This window comes from Streptosporangium sp. NPDC049078 (genome assembly GCF_040648855.1).
Taxonomy (GTDB): domain Bacteria; phylum Actinomycetota; class Actinomycetes; order Streptosporangiales; family Streptosporangiaceae; genus Streptosporangium.
The window spans coordinates 171823-194958 of the sequence record NZ_JBEZEL010000011.1 but is presented as its reverse complement, the minus strand read 5'-3'; the positions used below and the strand labels follow the sequence as shown (position 1 = coordinate 194958).

20 protein-coding genes are annotated in these 23136 nt (G+C 67.5%); 13 read left to right on the top strand and 7 right to left on the bottom strand.

Annotated features, from left to right (window positions below):
• The 10 genes from AB0B90_RS20510 (at position 1) to AB0B90_RS20465 (ending at position 14400) form a co-directional block, all read left to right on the top strand.
• Positions 1-1440 carry an MFS transporter gene (locus AB0B90_RS20510; RefSeq protein WP_362924073.1) on the top strand — a complete coding sequence of 480 codons (1440 nt, stop codon included), beginning with the start codon at positions 1-3 and terminating at the stop codon, positions 1438-1440.
• 223 nt (positions 1441-1663) lie between these two features.
• Positions 1664-2263: an ABATE domain-containing protein gene (locus AB0B90_RS20505; RefSeq protein WP_350942845.1), complete on the top strand. Its 600-nt coding sequence runs from the start codon at positions 1664-1666 to the stop codon at positions 2261-2263.
• Positions 2264-2587: 324 nt separating this feature from the next.
• On the top strand, positions 2588-3805 hold the full coding sequence (locus AB0B90_RS20500) for a glycosyltransferase family 2 protein (protein WP_350942843.1): 1218 nt from the start codon (positions 2588-2590) through the stop codon (positions 3803-3805).
• A gap of 1 nt (position 3806) precedes the next feature.
• Positions 3807-6185 (top strand): right-handed parallel beta-helix repeat-containing protein, encoded by a 2379-nt coding sequence (locus AB0B90_RS20495; RefSeq protein ID WP_362924070.1) that lies wholly within the window; start codon positions 3807-3809, stop codon positions 6183-6185.
• The gene (locus AB0B90_RS20490) at positions 6182-8137 is read left to right on the top strand and encodes a right-handed parallel beta-helix repeat-containing protein (RefSeq protein WP_350942840.1); all 1956 of its coding nucleotides are present in this window, start codon (positions 6182-6184) and stop codon (positions 8135-8137) included. Before AB0B90_RS20495 ends, AB0B90_RS20490 begins: the two co-directional genes overlap by 4 nt.
• A gap of 3 nt (positions 8138-8140) precedes the next feature.
• Complete coding sequence (locus AB0B90_RS20485; protein ID WP_362924068.1) at positions 8141-9322, top strand: right-handed parallel beta-helix repeat-containing protein; 1182 nt, start codon at positions 8141-8143, stop codon at positions 9320-9322.
• Positions 9323-9361: 39 nt separating this feature from the next.
• The gene (locus AB0B90_RS20480) at positions 9362-10693 is read left to right on the top strand and encodes a UDP-glucose/GDP-mannose dehydrogenase family protein (protein ID WP_362896656.1); all 1332 of its coding nucleotides are present in this window, start codon (positions 9362-9364) and stop codon (positions 10691-10693) included.
• A gap of 298 nt (positions 10694-10991) precedes the next feature.
• Entirely contained in the window at positions 10992-12191 is a 1200-nt protein-coding gene (locus tag AB0B90_RS20475; RefSeq protein ID WP_362924066.1) for a histidine kinase, read from the top strand.
• Between the two features lie 28 nt (positions 12192-12219).
• Entirely contained in the window at positions 12220-12882 is a 663-nt protein-coding gene (locus AB0B90_RS20470; RefSeq protein ID WP_350942834.1) for a response regulator transcription factor, read from the top strand.
• 78 nt (positions 12883-12960) lie between these two features.
• Positions 12961-14400, top strand: a complete 1440-nt coding sequence (locus AB0B90_RS20465) for a serine hydrolase domain-containing protein (protein ID WP_362924064.1) — start codon at positions 12961-12963, stop codon at positions 14398-14400.
• 134 nt (positions 14401-14534) lie between these two features.
• Here AB0B90_RS20465 and AB0B90_RS20460 read toward each other — a convergent pair whose 3' ends face one another.
• The 5 genes from AB0B90_RS20460 to AB0B90_RS20440 all read right to left on the bottom strand — a co-directional run bounded on the left by AB0B90_RS20460 (position 14535) and on the right by AB0B90_RS20440 (position 18389).
• Positions 14535-15164 (bottom strand): pyridoxamine 5'-phosphate oxidase family protein, encoded by a 630-nt coding sequence (locus tag AB0B90_RS20460; protein WP_362896662.1) that lies wholly within the window; start codon positions 15162-15164, stop codon positions 14535-14537.
• Between the two features lie 129 nt (positions 15165-15293).
• Entirely contained in the window at positions 15294-15668 is a 375-nt protein-coding gene (locus AB0B90_RS20455) for a VOC family protein (protein WP_362924062.1), read from the bottom strand.
• A gap of 332 nt (positions 15669-16000) precedes the next feature.
• Entirely contained in the window at positions 16001-16723 is a 723-nt protein-coding gene (locus tag AB0B90_RS20450; protein WP_362924060.1) for an HAD family hydrolase, read from the bottom strand.
• A 257-nt stretch (positions 16724-16980) separates the two neighbouring features.
• Positions 16981-17343 carry a hypothetical protein gene (locus AB0B90_RS20445; protein ID WP_362924058.1) on the bottom strand — a complete coding sequence of 121 codons (363 nt, stop codon included), beginning with the start codon at positions 17341-17343 and terminating at the stop codon, positions 16981-16983.
• A 422-nt stretch (positions 17344-17765) separates the two neighbouring features.
• The gene (locus AB0B90_RS20440; RefSeq protein WP_362924056.1) at positions 17766-18389 is read right to left on the bottom strand and encodes a TetR family transcriptional regulator; all 624 of its coding nucleotides are present in this window, start codon (positions 18387-18389) and stop codon (positions 17766-17768) included.
• Positions 18390-18486: 97 nt separating this feature from the next.
• Between AB0B90_RS20440 and AB0B90_RS20435 the strand changes: the two genes are divergently transcribed.
• From AB0B90_RS20435 to AB0B90_RS20425, 3 genes are all read left to right on the top strand, one after another.
• Positions 18487-18942, top strand: coding sequence for a nitroreductase family deazaflavin-dependent oxidoreductase (locus AB0B90_RS20435; protein ID WP_362924054.1), 456 nt, complete (start codon positions 18487-18489; stop codon positions 18940-18942).
• Positions 18943-19172: 230 nt separating this feature from the next.
• Complete coding sequence (locus AB0B90_RS20430) at positions 19173-19454, top strand: transposase (protein ID WP_362924052.1); 282 nt, start codon at positions 19173-19175, stop codon at positions 19452-19454.
• Positions 19455-19533: 79 nt separating this feature from the next.
• Positions 19534-19923, top strand: coding sequence for a nuclear transport factor 2 family protein (locus AB0B90_RS20425; protein WP_362924050.1), 390 nt, complete (start codon positions 19534-19536; stop codon positions 19921-19923).
• Between the two features lie 185 nt (positions 19924-20108).
• Here the strand turns inward: AB0B90_RS20425 and AB0B90_RS20420 are convergent, their stop codons facing one another.
• Both AB0B90_RS20420 and AB0B90_RS20415 read right to left on the bottom strand, forming a co-directional pair.
• Complete coding sequence (locus AB0B90_RS20420; protein ID WP_362924048.1) at positions 20109-20669, bottom strand: GNAT family N-acetyltransferase; 561 nt, start codon at positions 20667-20669, stop codon at positions 20109-20111.
• 1681 nt (positions 20670-22350) lie between these two features.
• Positions 22351-23136 (bottom strand): tetratricopeptide repeat-containing protein (locus AB0B90_RS20415; RefSeq protein ID WP_362924046.1); only part of this gene is annotated, 786 nt, incomplete at its 5' end.

The window sequence follows — 23136 nt, the reverse complement described above, 5'->3', positions numbered from 1 at the left end:
ATGAAGACGGCATCGTCACACACGACAGGAAGCGCCGAGATCGCGTTCGGGTCCCGGCGGTTCTGGCAGCTCACCGTCATCTGCGGCACCCAGTTCCTGGTCGCCGTCGACTATTCGATCATCAACGTCGCCGCCCCGAGCATCCGCGAGGGCCTGAACTTCGGCTCCGGAGGTGACATCGCCTGGGTGCTTTCCGGCTATCCGCTCGCTTTCTGTGGCTTCCTCCTCCTGGGCGGAAGGGTCGCCGATCTTTTCGGAAGAAAGCGGGTGTTCATCTGGAGCCTTGTCGGCTTCGGCCTCGCCTCGCTCCTCGCGGGCCTCGCCTGGTCACCGGCCGCGCTCATCGCGGGCCGTGCCCTGCAGGGCGTCGCCGCCGCGTTCATCGCCCCGGCGGGTCTGGGGCTGCTCCAGGCGGCCACTCCGGAAGGACCGCAACGCGAACGCGCTCTCGGCGTCTACGGTGCGGCGCTGTCGGCGGGGTTCGTCTCCGGCATGGTGCTCGGGGGTGTTCTCACCGAGTACGCCGGATGGCGGTCCGTCTTCCTGATCAACATACCCGTCGTCGTGGCCGCCGGTCTCCTCGCGAGGGTCCATCTCGACGAGAGCCGGGACACGCGCGCCTCCCGCCACCTCGACGTCATCGGCGTCGTCCTCGCGACCACGGGCATGGTCGCCCTCGTGTTCGCCCTCACCGAAGGTGAGAAGTACGGCTGGTCGTCGGCTCCGATCCTGCTCTCAGCGGGGATCGCGGTGCCGGCGATCGCCCTCTTCGTCTGGACTCAGTCCAGAAAGGACGACGCGCTGGTGCCGATCCCCATCTTCCGCACGGCCGCCATCGGCGCGGCCAACCTCGTCACCGTCCTGCTGGTCTGCTCCTACGGTGGAATGCTGTTCATCCTCACCCTCTACCTGCAGACACATCTCGGTCTGGGCGCGCTCGCGACCGGTCTGGCGTTCGCCCTCTCGGGCGTGATCGCGGTCGTCACCGGAATCTACGCGGGAAAGCTCGTCGAACGCTTCGGGCTGTACCGTGTCCTCCTCTACGGAATCGTCGTCGAGACGATCGGCATCGTGGTCATGGTCGGCCTGCCGGAAGACCACGGACTCACCCTCATCCTGATCGGCACCTCCGTGAACGCCGCCGGTCACATCCTCGCGCTGATCACGACGAGCATCGCCGGCACGAACGGCGCCGAGGAAGGGCGACGGGCGACGGCCGGCGCGCTGATCAACGCCTCGCAGCAGCTGGGACTCGCCGTGGGGGTGGGGGTCGTGACCTCGGTGGCCGCCCACTTCGCCGCCGGATCCGCCGGCCCCGAGGCCGTCCTCATGGGCTGGCGCTGGTCCCTCTGGTGCTCGGTCGGGTTCGCCACCGTGGCGATCGTGACGACCGTCCTTCTCAGGAGGCGTTTCAAGGGAGATGCCGTGCGGGTCACGTAGGCCGTGCGGGTCACGTAGGCCGTGCGGGTCACGTAGGCCGCGTGACCGCGGCTCCCACACGATCGCTGCACGCCACCTCGACGCCCCACCCCCCGCTCCGAGTCGCACGGCAGACCAACCCCAACCCCCGACACCACCACCGACCACCGACCACCGACCACCGGCTTCGGCCACCGACCACCGGCCACCGGCCACCGGCGGAAAACCATATACACTCAGTACAATGGTTACTTTGACCCCCCAGGCCCGGCCGCCCTGGCAGGACACCCATTTCGTCGGCGGCCATCCGGTCCTGGACCTCACGAACACCGTCTTCGACCGCACGCTCCCGGCCGAGGACGTCGAACTGCTGAACACCCCCTCGGACGTCCTCACCTGGTGCGCGTCCGCCGGCCTGTTCGACGAGGTGCCGTCCTTGGCGGAGGACTCCGTGAGCGGTCTCGTACGTGAGGTCCGGGCCGTTCGCGAGCAGGCGTGGGCCGTGTTCAGCGCGATCGCCGACGGCGAGACCGTGCCGACCGAACCCTTCGGCGCACTCCTGCAACGAGCGGGTAAGGGAACGCGAGCCGGGCAGGTCCAGCGGATCGACGCCGCGCTCGACGGCTGCACCGCCGACTGGACGGCACCCGGAGCCATCCCCACGACACTGTCGTTGCTGACCGTTCACGCGGTTTTCACCCTCCCGCCCGGTCGGATCAGGACGTGCGGGCGATGCGGCTGGTTGTTCCTGGACTCCTCGCGAGGCGGACGTCGCCGCTGGTGCAGCATGAGCGTCTGCGGAAACCGCGAGAAGGCGCGCCGCCACCGCCAGACGTACCGCTGACGCCCCTCACCCACGGGGTGAGACCATGCGGCGGGATCCAGGGCGGCACATGCGCGTATGAGGCGCACGCCGCGGAAAACCCCGGGCTCGTGATGATCGAATTGTTGTTTCACCAGCCCCACGTACATCTTGTGCAAATCTCCTCGATACCGTAACAATTGCATCGTTCCAATACGCTGCCGGAAAGGTGTTTTAGTACTGTCCCGATCTATCAGGTAAGGGACCTTTCCTCCCCGCAGCCGCACGAGCATCTTGGGGCGAACACGCCCAGAAGGATCAGTGGAATCCGCCGTGAATTGGTTTGATGCTGCCTACGAATGGATCGTGCGATCCAGTGCCAACGGAACCTGGCGGGATCTGATTCCGCTGGGCTTGGCGGGTCTGCTCGTCTGGGGCCTGTGGGTTTATCGGGTGGTGTTGTCCCGGCTGGCCAAGCCGGTCGTGAACGGCTACCGGACCACGGTCTCCGTGGTCGTCCCGTCCTACCGGGAGGATGCCGAGATCCTGGTTCGCTGCCTGGACAGCTGGCTGGCCCAGAACCCCCAGGAAGTGATCATCGTCGTGGACGTCGGGGACACCGACTGCCACGCCAAGCTCCGCGAGGTGACAGACCCCCGGCTGCGTGTCCTGGTGTACGAGCACTCGGGCAAGCGCTCCGCGCTCGGGGTCGGCATCCGGGCGGCCCAGGGCGAGATCGTGGTCTTCGCCGACTCCGACACCTGGTGGCAGCCCGGTCTGCTGGACGCCGTACAGATGCCGTTCGAGGACCCGTCGGTCGGCGGGGTAGGCACCCAGCAGAACGTGTACCAGCGGACCAGCAGCGTCTGGCGGCGCATCGCCGACTGGCTGGTCAACCTGCGCTACTACGACTACGTGCCCGCGATGGGCAGCAGGGGTGGGGTGGCCTGCCTGTCCGGCCGCACCGCCGCCTACCGGCGCGAGGCCATCCTCCCGGTGCTCACCCACCTGGAGAACGAGTTCTTCCTCGGCCGCCGGTGCATCGCCGGCGACGACGGCCGGCTCACCTGGCTCGTCCTCGCCTCCGGGTACAAGACCGTGCACCAGTCCTCGGCCCGCGCCATCTCGATGTTCCCCGACTCCTTCCGCGCCTTCGTCAAGCAGCGCGTCCGCTGGAGCCGCAACTCCTACCGCTGCTACCTGACCGCGCTGTGGAAGGGATGGCTGTGGAAGACGCCGCTGGTCACCAAGGTGACCGTGCTGCAGATCCTGCTCACCCCGGTGACCATGGGCGTCACACTCGCCTACCTGTTCTTCAGCAGGCTTGAGCTCACCCCGCTGGGCATCGGGCTCGCCGTCGGCTGGCTGCTCCTCGGCCGGGGCGTCCGCGGCTGGTCGCACCTGCGCCGTCACCCCGGCGAGATCCTGCTGCTGCCGCTGCTCTGCCTGGTGGTCATCATGATCGCGCTGCCGATCAAGCTGTACGCGTTCCTCACGATGAACAAGCAGGGCTGGCTCACCCGTACCTCCGACCAGGTGGGCGGGGCGGGCCAGAGCGCTGCCACCCTGCAGGGAATGAGCTGAGATGGAACGCTCTATTTCCGTGCTGCTCGGCGCGGTGGCGCTGGCGGTCGGGCTGGGGGGCGGGCCGGCCGTCGCCCTCTCCTCCCCCACCCCCGGAGGGAATTCCGAGACGGTCTCGGGGCCCAGCGCGTCTCCGACGGGCAGCGCCCCCTCGGACGACAACCCGTTCCTCGCCGACCCGTCGCCAGAGCCCAAGCCCTCCGCGGAGGACGACCCCCCTCCGAAGGCCACCCGGACCCCCACCGCCAAACCGAGGCCGACGGCCACCGCAACCCGGACAACCGACCCGGCCACGGGAGAAGGCTCGGAGCCGACGTCCGCTCCCCCCTCGACGACCCGCCCCGCTCCGACCTCCGGTCCCGCCCCGACCTCCGCGACGGACGACCCCGACCTGGAGGAGAGCCCGGCTCTGGTCGAAGACGCGATCATGGCGGACGACGCGATCCTGGAGGCCGGCACCCTCGCCGCGGAGGACGCCGAGGCGCAGGCGATCCTGGTGGACGTCGAGGACCAGCGGATCATCCAGACTCGCGCCGCGCTCACGGCCATGCTGCAGAGCGGTGGCATCGCGGCCGCCCAGCGCAAGCAGCCCCAGGTCTTCGTGTCGGCGCACGGCAGGACGCTGGTGCTGCCCGCGCGCAACACCGAGGCCGCGTACACCCTCAGGGATCTGGCGGCCGTCGAGAAGGGCCGGTACCTGCGGCGGCTGAAGGACGGTTCCTACCTGCTCGGCGTCCACGTCTTCGTGGCCGACGGGGCGCGCCTGCAGTTGCGCGGCCCGCTGACGCTGCGGATGGGCAGCCTGCCGGGTTCGTTCAGCTCGATCATCACGTTCGGCGGCGGCATCGAGATCAAGGGCACCGCCAAGAGGCCGGTGCGGATCACCAGTTGGGACGTGCGGACCCAGAAGCCGGACACGACCACGACCGACGGCCGCGCCTACATCCGTGCGGTCGGCGGCGAGTTCGAGATGACCCACACCCAGGTCTCCCAGCTGGGATTCTGGAGCGGCCGTACCGGGGGCATCGCGCTCACCGGCACCGAGCGACCGGCCAGTGTCTACCGGCACCGGACGAAGGACCAGCGTCACCAGGACAAGCGGGAACGGCTGGCGAACACCAAGCAGGGCGAGCGAGGTGGCAGCAACTTCGGCGACGTGGAGACCATTCCGATCGGCCCCGGCACCGCCTCACACGTGCTCGCCGACGAGCTGGTCTCCGGATCGATCAAGAACAGCGTCATCACCGGCGACGCCTACGGCGTCTTCGTCTCCGGCTCGAACCAGACACAGATCATCGACAACAGGATCGTCGACAGCCTGGTGCACGGCGTGTTCATGCACCGGTTCGCCAAGAACGCGACGATCGAGAAGACCGAGGTGATCGGTAGCGGCGGCGACGGTTTCGTGCTGTCGCGGGCGACCGAGAAGGTGAAGGTCGTCGACTGCCTGGCCGAGCGGAACGGGCGCAACGGCTTCACGCTCAACGGACGGGCGCTCGCGAGCGGTCCGTCCGCGAGCGGCGAGTCGCTCGCCGTCTACGGTGACAGTTCGGTCAGCGGCAGCACCGCCCGCGACAACGGAAGGTACGGCGTCGAGGTGCTCGGCGGCAGCCGGCTGGCCGTGCAGACCAGCGAGATCATCGGCGGTGACATGGGAATCGTGGTGCGCGAGGGCGCCAGCGGTGTGCAGATCTCCGGCAACAGGCTGACCGGCCAGCGCCGACAGGCGATCGCGCTGCGCGACAGGGCGACCGGCGCGCATGTGGCCGGCAACACGATCGCCGGGACCGTCACCGGGATCTATCTCCGCGACTCCGCCGGCATGATCATCGGAAACAAGATCACAACCCTGTCGCATCCCAAGGCCCACGGGATCACCGTGGTCGGCGACGCGGCGGGTTCCGAGATCACCCGCAACACCGTCATCGGTTCGGGGACGAGCGCGATCAGCGTCGCACGGGCCGCCGACACGGTGAACAAGCACAACAACGACGAGGACCAGTGGAACGACACGTCGTCGTTCTGGGTCAAGGCCAAACGCTTCGTCAAGCCCATGAACGTGATCTGGGCCGCGGTCATCCTCCTGGTGATCGTGTCGGCGATCCGATCCCGCGCTGTCGTGGAACGGACGCAACGGCGCAGGGAGATCCGCAACCCCTACGAGCAGCAGCGGCTGCTCGCCGAGGGGCGGTTCCAGGTACTGCGCCACGCCGCCGTGCCCGCGCCGGACCATCCGGTGCCCGCCGACGGACGTCTTGCACGGCGCCGGCGGCCGTCCTCGCCGCACCTCGACCCGGCCCACATGACGGGCCCCTCCATCGGCGGCCCCTCCATCGGCGGTCCCTCCGTGGGCGGCGCTCCCGTGGGAGGCAGGGGATGAGCCGGCCACCCCGGAAGAGGAGCCGTACCCTCCTCATCGTCCTGGCCCTGTGCCTGTCCGCGGCCGGTACCTGGACATACCTCTCCTACATCGATCGCCCCGTGCCACCTCCCGGCGTGAACGAGGTGCCCGCGGTGGAGGCACAGCAGCAGTCGGCCCTGGTCGACCAGGAGGATCTGCGGATCATGCAGACCCGGGCGACGCTGACCTCGGCGATGGCGCGGGGCGGCCCCGCCGCCGCGAGATCCCGCGTGCCGCACATCTCCAGCTCGGCCAACGGCCAGACGCTCGTGCTACCGCAGCGCCGCGAGCCGTACCGGGTCGCCGACCTGGAACGCCTCGGCCAGGAGCACTTCCAGAAGCAGTCGGACGGCTCCTACGTGCTCGGCATCAACCTGTTCGCCGGTCCGGGGGCCAAGGTCGTGCTCCAGAACGCGACCGGCCCCCTGGTGATCCGGATGCGCAGCGACCCGGGTGCCTTCGTGTCGATCGTGAGCTTCGGCGCGAACATCAAAATCAACGGTTCGGCACGAAACCCGGTGCGGATCACCAGCTGGAACGCGCACGACAGGACGGCCGACACCAAGGTCTCCGACGGACGCGCCTACCTGCGCGTGATCGGCGGGGAGCTCAAGATGAGCCACGCGACGGTGGAGCATCTCGGATTCTGGAGCGGCCCGACCGGCGGGCTCGCGTTGACCGGCAGTGACCGGCCGACCACGAACGCCGATCTGGTGACCGTCCCCGCCTCCCTGCCGGGGGCGTCGCCCACCTCCTCGCCGAACCCCACCTCCCGGCCGAAGCGGGCCTCCTCCCAGCAGCGGGCGCTCCTGCCCAACGGCCTCCTCGTGCCGAGCAGGGGCAGCGGTAACGAGGTCGAGATCACCAACGGAGCCGGCCGGGGCAGGGTCGCCTACCGGCTGCCCGAGGCCAATCTGGTCACCGGCGACATCACCGACACCAAGGTCACCGGCAACGCGTACGGGATCTTCATCACGGCCTCCAACGAGACCCGGATCATCAACGTCTCGGTCACCGGGAGCCTGGTCCACGGGATCCTGCTGCACCGGTTCGCGCGCAACGCCACCATCGAGAACACCACCGTGACCGGCAGCAGGGGTGACGGGTTCGTCCTGTCCAGGGGCACGCAGAACGTCACGATCACCGGTTCGGGAGCCGAGCGCAACAACGGCAACGGCTTCACCATCAGCGGCCTGCCGCTCGCCCGGGGGCCGTCGGCGTCCGGGGAGTCGCTGCGCAGCTTCGGCGGCAGCTCGGTGACGAGCAGCACGGCGCGGGACAACGGCCGCTACGGCGTGGAGATCCAGGGCGGCGTCAAGCTCGTCGTACAGACCACCGAGGTGATCGGCGGGGAGATGGGCATCGTGGTGAGCGAGGACGCCACCGGGGTCCGGGTCTCCGGCAACCGTCTCACCGGCCAGCGCAGCCAGGGAATCGCGCTGCGCGGCGGGGTACGGGGGGCCCGGATCAGCGGCAACATCGTGCGGGACACCCAGACCGCGATCTACCTCCGTGACTCCGAGGCCACCATCTCCGCCAACACGGTCGAGTCCGCCTCGCTGCACGCGATCTCACTGCTCGGCGCGGCCGAGGGCACCACGATCACCGGGAACACCCTGGGCGGTGCCGGCCGCAGCGCGCTCGACACCGGCCGGGCGAAGGGAGCCACCACCGTCGCGCAGAACAACACCACCGGCTGGCAGGACACCGCCGGCTTCTGGACGATGGTCAAGCGGATCGCCAAGCCGATGAACCTGATCTGGCTGGGAGTCATCTCCCTGATCGTGCTCTCGGCGCTCCGGGCACTACGCGGCGACGGCCCGCGGGCCGGCCGGCGGTTCGTCCATCCGTACGAGAAGCAGACACTGCTGGAAGAGCGACCGGCCAAGCTCCTGCGGACCGCCGCCCACACTCCAGCCGAGAGAAGTTGAGCGATGCGCCTGGACATTGACAGGAAGACCCTGGTGGGGATGCTCGCCGGGGCGGTCATCACGGTGATCGTCGTAGTGCTGCTGCGCGGGCTGTTCGGCGGTGCGGAGGAGCCGGGCACCGCGATCGAGGACATCCGGCCGAAAAGCGCGGACGCGCCGGCCGCACAGCAGGAGGACGACACCGCGCGGGCGGAGGATGACGTGAACGAGGACCGGGACGCCGAGGACAGGGACGCCGAGGAGTTCGTCGCGTCGCAGGAGCCGCCCGACATCGCCGTACCCCTCGGGAAAGGGCTGGTCGAGTGCCCCGAGGCCACGGTGACCGTCACGGACGCCACCGAACTCGCCGAGGCCCTTGAGGCGGTCGAGCCGGGTGCGGTGATCAGGCTGGAGCCCGGTGTCTACAGCGGCCGGTTCGTGGCGGCGGTCTCCGGGACGGAGGCCGAACCGATCTTCGTCTGCGGCCCGCCCGAGGCGATCATCGACGGCGGCGGGATCAAGAAGGGCTACGCCTTCCACCTCAACGAGGTCGATCACTGGCGGCTGGTCGGCTTCACCGTCCGCAACAGCCAGAAGGGAGTGATGGCCGACCGTACCGGCAACACGATCATCCAGCAGCTGACCGTCCACCACATCGGGGACGAGGCGATCCACCTGCGCAACTTCAGCAGCGACAACACCGTCCAGTACTGCATGATCTACGCGACCGGCCTGCGCCGGGAGAAGTTCGGCGAGGGCGTCTACCTCGGCACCGCGGAGAGCAACTGGGCGGCCTTCTCCGGCGGGCAGATGGACCGCAGCGATCGCAACACCGTGCGCGGCAACGTCATCCGGGCCACCGCCGAGGCGATCGACATCAAGGAGGGCACCTCGGACGGCCGCATCCTCGACAACGTCTTCGACGGTTCCCGCCTCGGCGGCCACAAGCACAACGATTCATGGGTCGACGTCAAGGGCAACGGCTATCTCATCCGCGGTAACACCGGTAGCCAGAGCAACGGGGACGGATTCCAGACTCACAAGATCGTAAATGGCTGGGGCACCGGAAACGTGTTCCAGGCCAACACCATCGATCTTGGTGGTTCGGGCGGCTTCGGCATCAACGACACGGTCGGCGGAAACACGATCACCTGCGACAACAACGTCACCGGCGGGGCCCTTTCCAAGGCCGACGACTGTTCCTGAACAAGAGCCCGAAGACAAGTAGTAGATAGGACGACGGATATGGGCGAAGCCGAGCTCCCCCGATTGACCGTGATCGGAACCGGCTATCTCGGCGCGACGCACGCGGTTTGCATGGCGTCGCTGGGGTACGACGTGGTCGGCCTCGACGTGGACAGCAAGAAGATCGAAAAACTACAGGCCGGGGAGGTGCCTTTCTTCGAGCCCGGCCTGCCCGAGTTACTGGGCAAGGCCCTGGAGTCGGGCCGCCTCCGGTTCACCACCTCCTACGCGGAGGCCGCCGAGCACGGCGACGTCCACTTCGTCTGCGTCGGCACCCCCCAGCAGCCCGGCTCGGACGCCTGCGACCTGACCTACGTCGACGCCGCCGTACGCGACCTGGCCGCCCACCTGACCCGGCGCTGCCTGGTGGTCGGCAAGTCGACCGTCCCGGTGAACACCGCCACCCGCCTGGCCGGCATGCTGCGCGAACTCGCCCCCGCGGGAGAGGAGGTGGAGCTGGCCTGGAACCCCGAGTTCCTGCGGGAGGGCTTCGCCGTCGACGACACCCTCAAGCCCGACCGGCTCGTGTTCGGCGTCACCTCCGAATGGGCGCGCGAACGCCTCACCGCGGCGTTCCAGCCGATCCTCGACCTCGGTACCCCGGTGGTCGTCACCGACCTGGCCACCGCGGAGCTGGTCAAAGTGGCCGCCAACTCGTTCCTGGCCACCAAGATCTCCTACATCAACGCGATGGCCGAGGTCTGCGAGGCCACCGGGGCCGACGTCCGCGACCTGGCCAAGGCCCTCGCCTACGACGACCGGATCGGCGGCCGGTTCCTCCAGCCCGGCCTCGGCTTCGGCGGCGGCTGCCTGCCCAAGGACATCCGGGCCTTCGCGCACCGGGCCGAGGAGATCGGCGTCGGCCAGGCCGTGTCCTTCCTCCGCGAGGTCGACGCGATCAACCGGCGCCGCCGTTCCCGGACCATCGACCTGGTCAGGGAACTGCTCGACGGCCGGCTCGACGGCAAGAGGATCGCCTGCCTGGGCGCGGCCTTCAAACCCAACTCCGACGACATCAGGGACGCCCCGGCGCTGGACGTGGCCAGGACCATGCACGGCCTGGGCGCCAACGTCCGGGTGTACGACCCGGCCGCGATGGACAACGCGCGCCGCACCTACCCGGAACTCAGGTACGGAACGAGCGCGCTGGACGTGGCCCGTGACGCGGACGTGGTCGTCCTGCTCACCGAGTGGGCCGAGTTCCGCGAGATCGAGCCCTCGGCACTGGCGAGCGTGGTCAAGCACCCCCGGATCGTGGACGGCAGGCACGCGCTCGACGCGGACACCTGGCGTGCGGCGGGCTGGGAATACCGGGCACTGGGCAGCCCCTGACCACTCGCCCACCCTCTCAGCGGTACATCCCCTCCGCGTCCACGCAGGAGGGGACGTGGTTCGTGATTTCCTAACAGAGCACCGTCAACGACCGGATGGTGTTCTGCTCGCGCGCGCGGCCTTCCGGGACGCCGGACGCTTCGACGGCTCGGCGTTCGGCGAGGCGGCTCATCGAACGGGCGTCGTCGGCGGGTTCGCGGCGGGGGGGCCGGAGTCGTCCTGCCCGCCGCTGGCTATCCTGTGGCGCGTCGAGCCGGGTACGGCTCCCCCACCACGAGCCCACCGGAAGGCGACGACCGTGACAGCCTCCCAGCGCCGGAGCGCGTGGCCGACGCCGGTGGCGGTGACGGCGCACCTGGTCGTCGCTCTCCTGACGGTGATCATCCTGGTGGGCGTCCGGCACCTCGGCGCGGACCTGTGGCAGATCTTCGCCTCGGCGGGTGCCGCCGGCCTGCTCCATGCGGGAGTGGTCGTCGCCGATCGACGGCCGTGGGCGGGGTACGCGATCGGCGCGCTGGCGATGCTCGTCCTGGTGACGATGCCCCAGCTGGGCTGGTCACCGAGCATGCTGCCCTCGGCCGTGTGCTTTCCCCTCATGTTGTGGCGGCTGACCGGCCTGGTCCCGGTCAGGTCCTCGGTGGTCGCGTTGGCCGTCGCCGCGCTCGGGATCGTGCTCACCGAGCTGGTGGCGTGGGCCCGGCTGCCCCCTGACACCCCCGGGTGGACCCCCCTCGTCGAGGGTGGCCTGCTGATGCTCGTGGTCGGCGGCGTGTGGCTCGCGGCCCTGCTGGTACGTCGCAGGCACGAGGCCCGGCAACGGGCCGAGAGCGAACGGCTGGCCGCGGCGGTCGCGGACGAGCGGGCCGGCATCCGCCGCGACCTGCACGACGTGATCGCCCACACGGTCACCGTCATGGTCGCGCGGATCGAGGCCGCGGCGGTGACGACGGCGGATCCGGCGACCCGCCACGAACTCGGCGACATCGCCGAGGCCGGCCGGGACGCCCACCAAGGTCTGCGGGCGATGCTGGCCACCTTGGCGCCGCGCGCCGGTTCCCGGCCCGGGGAGGTCCCGATCTCGCTCGACGCCCTCCCCGACCTCGTGGCCTCGGCGGCGAGCCCGCTCTACGCGGTGACGTTCGCGGAGGTGGGCGAGCGACGGCCGCTGAGCCTGAGCGCCGAGGTCGCGGCGGTCCGGACCGTGCAGGAGGGCATCACCAACGCGCTGCGCCACCTCGAACCGCCGGTCGAGGTGACCGTCCGCCTGCGCTGGACCCCGGCCGAGGTGATGGTGGAGGTACGCGACGACGGCGGCAAGGCGCTTCGCGACATCGGCGGCCAGGGGACAGGATTGATAGGAATCGAGGAACGTGTGCGCACCGCGGGCGGCACCCTGTCGGTCGACGGCGGGGACGACGGTTGGGTGCTGCGGGCGCGGCTCCCCACGAAGGAGGGGCATGACCCGGCCGCCACCGAGTCCCTTCACCGAGCACCGTAGTGGTGCCCGCGAGAAAGACGGTGCCCCGGTGACCGGGATCCGAGTCATGCTCGTCGACGACCAGGAGCTGCTGCGGGCCTCGCTCCGTACGGTGCTGTCGGCCGACGAACGCATCGAGGTCACCCACGACGTCGCGAACGGCGGCGACGCGATCGAGGTCGTCCGGCGGCACCGTCTCGACGTGGTGCTGATGGACATCCGCATGCCGCGCATGGACGGGGTCGCCGCCACGGCGGAGATCGTCAGGATCGCGCCCGCGACCCGGGTGCTCATGCTGACGACGTTCGACGACGACGAACTCGTCGTGGCCGCCATCCGGGCCGGCGCGAGCGGCTACCTGACCAAGGACGTCCGGCCCGCGGCCCTGGCCCAGGCCGTGTGCGACGTCGCCTCCGGGACGGCGGCGCTGGCTCCGGGAGTGGCCGCGACGATCCTCGATCTCGTACGACGGGTGCCGACGCGAAGGACGACGGCCCTGGACGGCCTCACCCCCCGCGAGGTCGAGATCTTCGGCCTGCTCGCCCGCGGCAGGTCCAACAACGAGATCCGCGCGGAACTGGTGCTGAGCGAGAACACGGTGAAGTCGCACGTCCGTGCCGTCCTGCAGAAACTGAACCTGCGCGACCGCGTGCACGTGGTGATCCACGCGTACGAGAACGGACTTGTGGGGCGCGGCGATCTGCCCGGCTGAGATTCCATCCTGCCGAGTGGTGCCGTCTCACCCCTCGGGGTGATGTCGGCCGGTGACGCCCGGCCTACGTTCGACGTCGTGCATCTCCTCCATCTGTTCTTTCCTCGGGTGACCGCCCTCCTCATCCTCGGCGGTGTGCTCGTCGCCGTGCTGCTCGGCTGGACGGCACCGGCTCACGCCGTCGGCGAACGGCTGGTCGACGACTACCGCTCCGTCTACGGTGCGCCGGGGGTCGCGGCGGCCGTGATCGACGGGTCGTCGGTCGAGACGATCGTCCGCGGCCGGGACGGGGACGGCAACGCGGTGACGACGCGGACCCGCTTCCGGATCGCGTCGATGAGCAAGTCGATGACGGCTGCGGCGATCATGCTGCTCGTCGACCGTGACCGCGTCTCCCTGGACGACCCGGTCGTCAAGCTGCTGCCCGACTTCGAGATGGCCGATCCGCGCTTCACCAGGATCACCGTACGCCAGGTCCTCAGCCACACCTCGGGGCTCTCGAACGACACGAACAACGAGTACGTGTTCCCGCCTCCGCGCGGCGCGCGGGAGGTCGTGGCCAGGCTGGCCGACAAGACCCTCGCCGCCGATCCGGGCACCCGCTCGGAGTACCACAACACCAACTACTCGATCGCGGCGAGGATCGTCGAAGTGGTGTCGGGCAGGTCCTTCGACGCCTTTCTCCGCAGCGAGCTGTTCACGCCGCTGGGCATGACCGGCACCGGCTCGACCTCGGGGTGTTCCGATCGTGCCGAGGGCCTGCCGTCCGGGTACGAGGTCGTTCTCGGGGTCGCCGTCGCGGCACCGGAGATGCCGGGGTTCTGCGTCGGCAACGGCGGGGTGATCTCGACCTTGGACGACATGGTGCGGTGGCTGCGGTTCAACCAGGGAACCTTCGGGGCGGACCTGCTGAGCGCCGGCTCCCTGGCCGAGTTGCACACCGTCCAGCCCAAGGCCGGCGCCTACGCCCTCGGCTGGCAGTCCCGCCCCCTCGCGGCGGACGCCCCGCCGTCGGTGATCGGCCACGGCGGAACGCTGGCGACGTGGACCGGGGACATGGTCTTCTCCCCCAAGACCGGTGTGGCCGCCATCGTCCTCACCAACAGCGGCGGCGATCCCGGTCTGCTCTCGACCAACCTTCTCGCCGAACGGATCGGGGCGCCGACAACACCGATGAGCAACCCGCTCACCGTCGTGAACGCGGTCCTGCTCGGGCTCACGGCGGGAATGACCGCACTGCTGGTCACCGCGATCGTCCGAGCGCGCCGCTGGGCCTCGCGACGCCGCGCGGCGCGCCGGCCGAGGCTGGTCCCGCGGCTCGTGCCCCTCGCCCTGGTGACGGTGCTGGGCCCGGTGCTGCCGACGCTGATCTGGGGGGCGTTCAGCATCCACTACTGGATCGTCACCGCCTGGCTGCTGCCACTGCTGGCGCTCTTCTGTCTCACCTGTTGCGTGCTCGGGGCGGTCGCGCTCGGCCGCCGCCTCTGGTGCTTCCACCGCGCCGGTCAGGTCGCATAACACCCGGCACGACCTGGGGAAACCCGTACACCACCTCCGTGGACGGTGGACGCGACCCACCCGCCCACTCAGCGGTACACGTGGACGCGCCCCCGTCCCCTCAGCGGTACACGTGGACGCGACCGCCCGTCCGCTCAGCGATATATCCCCTCCGCGTAGGCGGGGCCGTAGTAACGCTCCAGTTCCTCGATCGGCTCCCCCTGCCGTTCCAGCGCCTGGGCGATACGCGCCCGCGAGGGCACGACCTGCGGGTTCCAGCTCTCCGGGCGCCACAGTTCCGAGCGGAGGAAAGCCTTGGAGCAGTGGTGGAAGATCTGCTCGATCTCGACCACGATCGCGAGCGACGGCCGGTGCCCCTTGACCACCATCCGGTCGAAGAAGGGGGCCTCGCGCACCAGGCGCGCCCTGCCGTTGACCCGCAGGGTGTCGCCGCGACCGGGGACGAAGTAGATCAGGCCGACGTGCGGGTTGCGCAGGATGTTGTGGAATCCGTCCGCCCTGCGATTGCCCGGCCGTTCCGGGATCGCGATCGTGGAGTCGTCCAGGACCAGCGTGAATCCGGGCGGGTCACCCTTGGGCGAGACGTCGCAGTTACCGTCGGCGTCCGAGGTCGCGACGAGGCAGAACGGCGAGGCGGCCAGCCAGGCCCGGTCCAGCTCGTGCAGGGTCCTCCGCTCCTTCGCGAGCGCGGCCGGTTTGGGTGCGCCAAGCACCTCCCGCAACTCGTCCGCCGACTCGATCGATTCCCAGCCCTCGGCCCCCATGGTTTCCCCTTCGACGTAGAAAGCCTGTAACGACTATTTCACCGCTTCTGTCGCACGCTTTTAAGAGCGATCGAACGATCCGCCCGTTCGAGGGTTCGGACCGCCCGATCGGGAGTTCAGACCGCCCGATCACCGAAGACCGGACTCCGGCGAGAGCGGTTCGAGAAACTCCAGACGGTTGCCGTGGGGATCTTCGCTGTAGAAACGCCGCATCCCCGGGAAGTCATCGTCGAAGACGACCGGATAGCCGGCCTCGCCCAGCCGCCGGGCCCACCGGTCGATGTCACGGACCAGGAGGCCGGGATGCGCCTTGCGAGCCGAGCGGAAGCCGTCTTCGACCCCCAGGTGCAGCTCGATGCCGTGACCACGGAACCAACATCCGCCACGCGCGGCGAGGACGGGAGGCTTGGGGATCTCGGCCAGCCCGAGCACCCCTTCGTAGAAGTCCCGCGAGATCGACTCACTTCGGGGAGGGCAGGCCAGTTGCACGTGATGCAGCACCACGACTCCTCACATATATCTTGATGTGAAGATACTTTGACCTCATCGCACAGTGCAATCCCCGCCGACCTCCGCGAACTTCCCGGCGACCTGGAGGTACGAACGGTTCACCTCGCCGATGTCGCCTTCGATCTCGGCCAGATCAAGTGGCATTGACTGTGAACAGGCCCTCGCCGGGTCCGCGGTGTCGACGACCCCGGCCCACCAGGGGGTGCAGGATGGTCATCAGTTCCTCGCCGTCGGGAGAGGGGCGTAGCGGATCTGGTCACCGTCCAGCGCACGCTCTCCATCCGCGGCACCATCATCGTCGTCGGTCGGCATGGTGCCGACAGAGCTCAGCCGGTGAGCGCGGCCGGAAGTTCGTCGAGGGAGTGGATGACTCGAATGCCGCTACCGATGGCCGTGCCGACACCGGTGTTCACCCGGTCGAGCCAGTAGGCGTGCAGCCCTGCTTCGTGGGCTCCCACCGCGTCCAGCGCGTACTTGTCTCCGACGTAGGCCACTTCGTGCGGCTGGAGGCCGAGGGAAGCGCAGCCGGCGACGAAGATGCTCGACGCGGGCTTGGCCGCGCCATGCTGCTCAGAGCACACAAGCGTGTCGCCGAAGTAGGGCAGGAGGCCAAGGACGTCGAGCTTGTGACGCTGGTGATCGGCGGATGAGTTGGAGACGACGCCGAGGCGGTAGTCGGGTGCGAGTTTCCTGAGGATGGGCTCGGCGTCGGGGAATGCCGCCCAGGCGGCCCTGCGGTGAACCTGGTATCCGGCGAACCAGGCGGAGGCCTCCTGGTCCGACAGACCGGCGTGCGTGATCTGCCCGAGGCGGGAGAGGAATTCCCTGGTGCGTTCGCGCTGCTGTCCGGTGAAGGTGAGCTCGCCATTCAGAAAGCGGGCGTACTGCCGCTCCATGACATCCCGCCAGAGCGCGAGTGCCGTGGCGGAGTCGGGGAATCTCTCAAGCAGTCCTTCGGCCCGCAGGTGGGCGAGCACGCCGACTTCTTCCGAGGTCGAGTAGTCGAACAGGGTGTCGTCCACGTCGAAAAGCACACCCTGGATCGGCATGAGGTCGTCCCTTCTGGTCCTGGGGTCGCCGGGGTCCGGCGCCGAGCATTCCACATGCCGACCCTGATCGAGACGTGTGAAAAGGGTGGACGAGATCCCGTCCGATCACCTTCGGGCGGGACCTTGTCGTTCCTCCGGAGCCTTCGGCGGCGTGCGGCAAACTCCGGCGGTCTCCTCATCATGGTGGATACGGTCATCAGGTTCACCCGCCACACAGCGGGCGGGGCTCGGCGAGAGTCAGCAGCGCCTCATGAAGGCTAGCTGTCGCACACCTTGGAAATGCGCCGCCCGGTCTTGGCGTCCGTACACGTCTTGCACGTGCGGTTCGGGCTGGCCGTGGTCGGGTCCTTGGTGGTCACGCATTCGACCTCTGTCGAATTCTCGGACTCGTCGTGCCTCCGCTCGCAGTACTGCTTCTTGTATCCACTGCCTTTCTTGTCGCGGCAGTAGTAGCACCTCTTCCCTCCCTCGTCGAGCCATTTACATTTCGGGGCCTGCGAGACGGAGTGGTTGGTGGACGAGACGACGGCGCCGGCGCTCCCGGCCTGCGCCTGCGAGGGTATCGAAGGGACGAGGACGGCAGCCACAAGAGCGCTGACAACACAGGCTTCCTTGAGCATGGTTCCTCCCACGGTTCGCGTTCCTCTGACCCTCCCATCATGAACCCTTCTCTCCGAGAAGCGTCAAGGCAGGCGCTGAACTTATTCCTCAATCACCGTTCGCGCATTTTCGCGGCCAAACATACGCGAACAACTTCCTTTCGATCCTACGGCTGTCCCCGGAAGGCTCCTTTACGTTCTCATGCTTTTCTTTCCATATTGCCCTTACGTTTTTTGGTATCGATGACGGTTCTCTCCGGCGGCGGTATGACGCTGATCCAGCGCCTGCCGCACATCCTCGAACAGGTCCGGCGAGTCGGCGAGAAACCACGGCCCGCAAGATCGCCGGCACGCGATCGCGGTGATCCCCACCCCGCGCCACAGCGGACACGCGCCTCCGGCGAAGCCGCCGCATCCGCTGCCCGCCTCGGCGTCCGATCGGGCTAGGCCGGAGCGGCCGGGTGGTCAAGGCCGACGGACAGCAGGTCGAACGCCTGCTCGATCAACTCGGAGTCCGGCGCGTCACGGCCGACGGCACGCCACGCGTTGACCGCCGTCGGCACCGCGCACAGCGTGACCGAAGCCACCAGATACGGCCGCGGATCAGCCGCCGGATCGACGCCCATCCGGACACCGATCAGACGCGCAACCTCGTCGATCCGGGCAGCGGCCCGCTCGACGCACGCGGCCATCAAGACTGGACTGGCCGAGATCAGGCCCTGCATGCGCAGGTAACGGACCCGGTCCGAGTCGGTCGCACCGCTCTCGTAGGCCCGTACGACCTCGACCGCGGCCCGCCGCATCGCGGTCAGCACCGGCAGGTCGGCCGGTTGCGTCGCGAATCCCTCCAGCATCGTCGTGATCTGCTCATCCGCGAGCGAGAGCGCGACGTCCTCCTTCGAGGTGAAGTATCGGAAGAAGGTTCGTGGCGAGACCTCGACCGCCTCGGCGATCTGTTCGACGGTGGTGGCGTCGAAACCGTTGGCGCAGAACATCGAGTAGGCGGCATCGGTCAGCGCCTCGCGTGTCCGCTGCTTCTTCCGCTCGCGCAAGCCGGGCTTGTCCACCGCGCCAGCGTACGCCCTTTCGACACCACACGCCAAGTGTCACACTCTGCCTTTTTTCAGTTGACGACAGATGCCGATGTCTGCCAACATGACGCCAATGCCGAAGCCTCCTCAGCCCACCTCCCCTTACTGGAAACTCCATCGTCAGATGGCGCGCCTGCACAAGTTCTTGTTCCGCGCGACGCGCGGCAAGCTGGGAGTCACCTTCCTGGGCTCGCCCGTGCTACTGCTCAACCATGTCGGCCGCAAGTCCGGACAGGCCAGGACCAACCCATTGATCTACCTCGACGACACACCCCGGCTGGTCATCGTCGCGTCGAAGGGCGGCGTGGACGCCCACCCGGCCTGGTTCCACAACCTGATGGCGATGGCGACCACCGAGGTCGAACTGCCCGGCGGCGAACGCCGCCGGGTCCGTCCACGCCTCGCCGAAGGCGAGGAGCGGGCGGCGCTGTGGGGGCGACTGGTGGCTATATACAAGCCGTACGCGGACTACGCGACCCACACCGAGCGGCAGATCCCGGTGGTCGTGCTGGAGCCCGCCTCTGAGTGATCATGGTCATCCCGCGGCACGGTATGGACCGGACCGCGGGGTGCCGCCCGGCGCAAAGGCCGGGTGAACATGACGGCCGTGACCGCTTTCCGCCCCGGCGGGCGACCGCATCTGTTCTACGAGCTGCACGTCTACCATGGCCGCAAGAGTGAACCCAAGAGCTTCACCTGGGCTGACTACCGTGACCTCATCGTCGCCACCCACCAGCGGCCGGGCACTCCGATCGTCTGGTGTGGGACAACCTCAACGTCCACCTGGCCGCCGATCTGACCGCGTCCGCTGAGGCTGACACCGACTTGCTACAGATCTTTCACCTGCCCGCCCATGCCCCGGAGCCAAACCCGGTCGAGGGCATCCGGTCCCTGCTCGAGCGCAGCATCGCCAACTTCATCGTCGCCGACCTGGCCGGGCCGACCTGGATCATCAAGCGCAAGCCAAAGAAGATCCAATACCGCCCGCACCTGATCAATGGATGCCTGAAACAGACGGGCTTGCCCCTCGGACCAGGGTGATCACGCGGCCGACTCTACGAATTCAACCTGTTGTACTGTGTTCACTTCGCGCGGGACTGATCGTTGGAGAGGCTTCCTCATGGCCGACCACACCACCCTCATCGACGAGCTGACCAAGGCCGAACAGCGCCTGCAGGCGGCACAGCTCGCCGGAGACGTCGAAGAGCTGGACCGGCTGCTCGACGAGCGGCTCGTCTTCACCGGACCGCCGGACAACCGGTGCCACCCGGATGCCAAGCAGTTCGATCTCCACAACCACCGCTCACGAACACTGGTCCTGACGAAACTCCTCCAGGAAGACCTCACCGTGCTCGTTGTGGGGGACACCGGCGTCACCTGCTTCCTCGGCACGCTGGAAGGCAGCTTCGCTGGAACGCCGTTCGCCGGACGGATGAGCTACACGCGGACGTGGGTTCATGCGAACGAGCACGGGTGGCGCATCCTGGCCGCCCATGCCGGCCCGGCGTAAGCGGGTGCGCGGCACAGGCTGACCGGCCTGCCGAGTATTAGGGCGTACTTTCAAGAAGCCTCGGCCGAGGAAGTTGCGGCCTCCCCGCCGTCCACCTTCTTCGGGACTGTAGGGCACTCCCCCAAGGCCGGGTAGCTAAGGTTTCTGGCCTGCCGGCAAGGGGCCGGGGGAAGCCCCCGCTGTGATCAGCTTCGGAACATGGACAAGGGAGTCATGCAGAGGGTCTGCTCAGCACCGAACTCCTCGAACGTGCTGATGGGGAAAAAGCCAAGGCGGGCGGCGAGTTTCAGAGATCGTTTGTTCGCGGTCTGGGTCACGAGCAAAACCGGCTGGTCGGGGAGTTCGTCAGCCGCAGCGCGCAACGCAGCCGTTGCGGCCTCGAATGCGAACCCGGCGCCCCATGCACTGCGCCGCAGCACATAGCCCAGTTCCAGTTCCTCGCCATCCTCGGTGACATGCCCGGGGCCACCAGTCGACCGGCGGGCGAGCATCAATGTCCCGATAAGTCGGTTCGTCGTGTTGTCCGCGATGACGTAATTGCCGGGGCTGGATGTCGCGTTCGCGATCGCTGCATCGAAGCGCTGCTCGACGTCCTTCCGAGGCTGGGGACCACCGATGTATGCCTGAACCTCGGGGTCGGTCGAGAGCTCGATGAATCCTTCACGGTCGGCATCGTGTAACACACTGCGCAGCAGGAGTCGTTCCGAAAGGACCTCCGTGGCAGATAGCGTGCGCAAGGGGCTCATAGGCCCGTGATCATAGAACAGACCCTTGCACTCGTCTGCGCCTATGGCGTCGATCGCGACCTGTTCGGCACCCGCTACGCCGCAAGCCCGGCCAACTGCGCCGACCTCCTCGAATCCGCTGTTCTGCCCACTGTCGAGCCGTCACATGATCACCATTCGGCCAGACGATGTCGCCACCATGCGGCTGACATCGACGAGCGTCCGTCGTCTGCCCTTGGATCAGGCAGGGTCCGGTCGCGGAACTTCGTGTCCAGAGGCTCCACGATTCGCCAAAGCTCAGATCGAGCGAACGAAGGCAGGGCGTGAAGGGCTTTTTCCAGGAGGTCACGGGCTTCTAGGGGGTCGCAACACGGCAACCCGTCCGGACGGAGGTAGAGGTACCGGCCAGGGTGCCGGAGAAACCCCGCGTACTGGTCCAAGGCATCGGCCAGGGCGTTCAACCACAGACGCTCGGCTTCCAGCCGTCGTATCGCGGCATGGGTTTTACGAGAGATTCCAGGTATCTGCCTGGCCAGGGTGGAGTCGGATGATCGAGGGCACCCTGAACGCAGAGTGCCGGGCGGCCTACGCGGCACGGTTCCTTCGAGTCAGCATGCGGCCATCCTGTCACGTCTCAGCAGGCCATCGAAAGGCCCATACCCGTCGCAGAGCCGCCGGAAAGCCCAGCGCGACCAGGGAAAGCACGGTCAAGATCATTGCACGCATGTTGCGTGGAGTGGTGACATGCGACTGCTTCCGGCTGCCTGTCCCGGAAGCGCAAAAGAGGCCCCGGAGGGCCTCTGAGCTGCCAGTTTGGCTGGTGGCAGGTGCAGGACTTGAACCTGCGTAGGCTGAGCCGACGGTTTTACAGCCCGTGACCGTTCACGCATGCCCACCGCTCTTCACCTGGGATGCAACCTCGTTGACATGCACGCGACACTAAGATCATTGCACGCATATTGCACGGCCTCTGAACGGTCCAGGAAAGCTCGTTCATGCCTGACGCTGGAACGATCTTCATCTGTACGGTGAGTACCCTACCTCTGTGTGCACATACGCAATGGTCACCAACAAGGTCCACTACGTGTACGTCACTTGCCGCCAGAGCCACAAATTGCCGTAGGACGTCGCGGAACACCTCTACACACGCTGCCGGGCACCGATGCTCCTCGCCAGCCATGACTTCGCCGCACCACGCAAAACCAAAGATCGCCATTGAACGGCAGTCGAGGCCGTCCTAAGGGTGGGCCTCCGATACGAAGGATTCGAGGCCTGCAGCTGCGGCTAGGAGCCGAAGTACCGTCCTCGTACGAGCGCGCAGGTCCGAGCACGGCGCAGAGTTACAGCATGTGAAGGACTACCCGAACCTGAAGCACTCGCGCTATGTGACCCCGCCGACGCGTAACTCACCCTGCAGATAGTCAGCTTGACCGTCGGACTAAAAAAGTGAAACGCTGTTTCTCGGCCTAGTGATGCGCCAACCTGGCGCTTATCGCGCAACCTTTCTCGGCATGATAAATGCATTCTGCATATGTTTCAGATCTTGCTTATGACCTTCTAGGGGTGCGGAAGCGAAAGAACTACCTCTTCATCTACAATCCCGGAATCGCTCATGCCGAGCGCTCCAAAGCCAGACACCCCACCGTCACCGCCGAGTGAAAACTAATCGAAATGTGTCGATAACTCGAATTCACCGACATCCTTAATCCATAAACAGGTTTTCTTCCAGCCGGCCTAAACCCCGCAGCACAAGCGCCAGGTTGTTACGACTCTCTAGCGTGCCGGGGTGATTTTCGCCTAGTACCCGACAGCATATCTCTAAGACAGCCCGGTGCTCCCTCTCCGCCTCCTCTAGCCGACCCAAATCATGCAGCACGAGTGCCAGGTTATTACGACTTCCTAGTGTGTCGGGGTGCTCTTCCCCCAGCACTCGGCGGGATATCTCTAAGACGGCGCGGTGCTCCCTCTCCGCCTCCTCTAATCGACCCAAATCACGCAGCACGAGCGCAAGATCGTTGCGGCTGATCAGTGTGGGAGAACGTTCTTCACCCAATACCCGGCGGCGTATTTTCAAAACGGCCCGCTGCTCGACCTCGGCCTCCTCGAAGCGACCTAGCTCTCGCAGCATGAGCGCCAGATTTCCCCTGCTGATTAGAGTGTCGGGGTGTTCCTCACCTAGTACTCGACGACAGACCTCTAATTCAGCCCGCTGCTCGACCTCAGCCTCCTCCAACCGCTTCATATCACTCAGTACAATCGCGAGGCCGTTGCGGCTGGTTAGCGTGTCGGGGTGCTCTTCCCCCAGCACCCGGCGGCGTATTTCTAAGACGGCCCGCTGCTCGACCTCAGCCTCCTCCAACCGCTTCATATCACGCAGCACGTTTGCGAGGTTGTTGCGGCTGGTTAGCGTGTCGGGGTGCTCTTCCCCCAGCACCCGGCGGCGTATTTCTAAGACGGCCCGCTGCTCGACCTCAGCCTCCTCCAACCG

Bases quoted from the DNA above. Each gene is read 5' to 3' on its own strand.
- AB0B90_RS20510 (WP_362924073.1), top strand. From the start codon at position 1: ATGAAGACGGCATCGTCACACACGACAGGAAGCGCCGAGATCGCGTTC.
- AB0B90_RS20505 (WP_350942845.1), top strand. From the start codon at position 1,664: ATGGTTACTTTGACCCCCCAGGCCCGGCCGCCCTGGCAGGACACCCAT.
- AB0B90_RS20495 (WP_362924070.1), top strand. From the start codon at position 3,807: ATGGAACGCTCTATTTCCGTGCTGCTCGGCGCGGTGGCGCTGGCGGTC.
- AB0B90_RS20490 (WP_350942840.1), top strand. From the start codon at position 6,182: ATGAGCCGGCCACCCCGGAAGAGGAGCCGTACCCTCCTCATCGTCCTG.
- AB0B90_RS20485 (WP_362924068.1), top strand. From the start codon at position 8,141: ATGCGCCTGGACATTGACAGGAAGACCCTGGTGGGGATGCTCGCCGGG.
- AB0B90_RS20480 (WP_362896656.1), top strand. From the start codon at position 9,362: ATGGGCGAAGCCGAGCTCCCCCGATTGACCGTGATCGGAACCGGCTAT.
- AB0B90_RS20460 (WP_362896662.1), bottom strand. From the start codon at position 15,164: ATGGGGGCCGAGGGCTGGGAATCGATCGAGTCGGCGGACGAGTTGCGG.
- AB0B90_RS20450 (WP_362924060.1), bottom strand. From the start codon at position 16,723: ATGCCGATCCAGGGTGTGCTTTTCGACGTGGACGACACCCTGTTCGAC.
- AB0B90_RS20445 (WP_362924058.1), bottom strand. From the start codon at position 17,343: ATGCTCAAGGAAGCCTGTGTTGTCAGCGCTCTTGTGGCTGCCGTCCTC.
- AB0B90_RS20435 (WP_362924054.1), top strand. From the start codon at position 18,487: ATGCCGAAGCCTCCTCAGCCCACCTCCCCTTACTGGAAACTCCATCGT.
- AB0B90_RS20425 (WP_362924050.1), top strand. From the start codon at position 19,534: ATGGCCGACCACACCACCCTCATCGACGAGCTGACCAAGGCCGAACAG.
- AB0B90_RS20420 (WP_362924048.1), bottom strand. From the start codon at position 20,669: ATGAGCCCCTTGCGCACGCTATCTGCCACGGAGGTCCTTTCGGAACGA.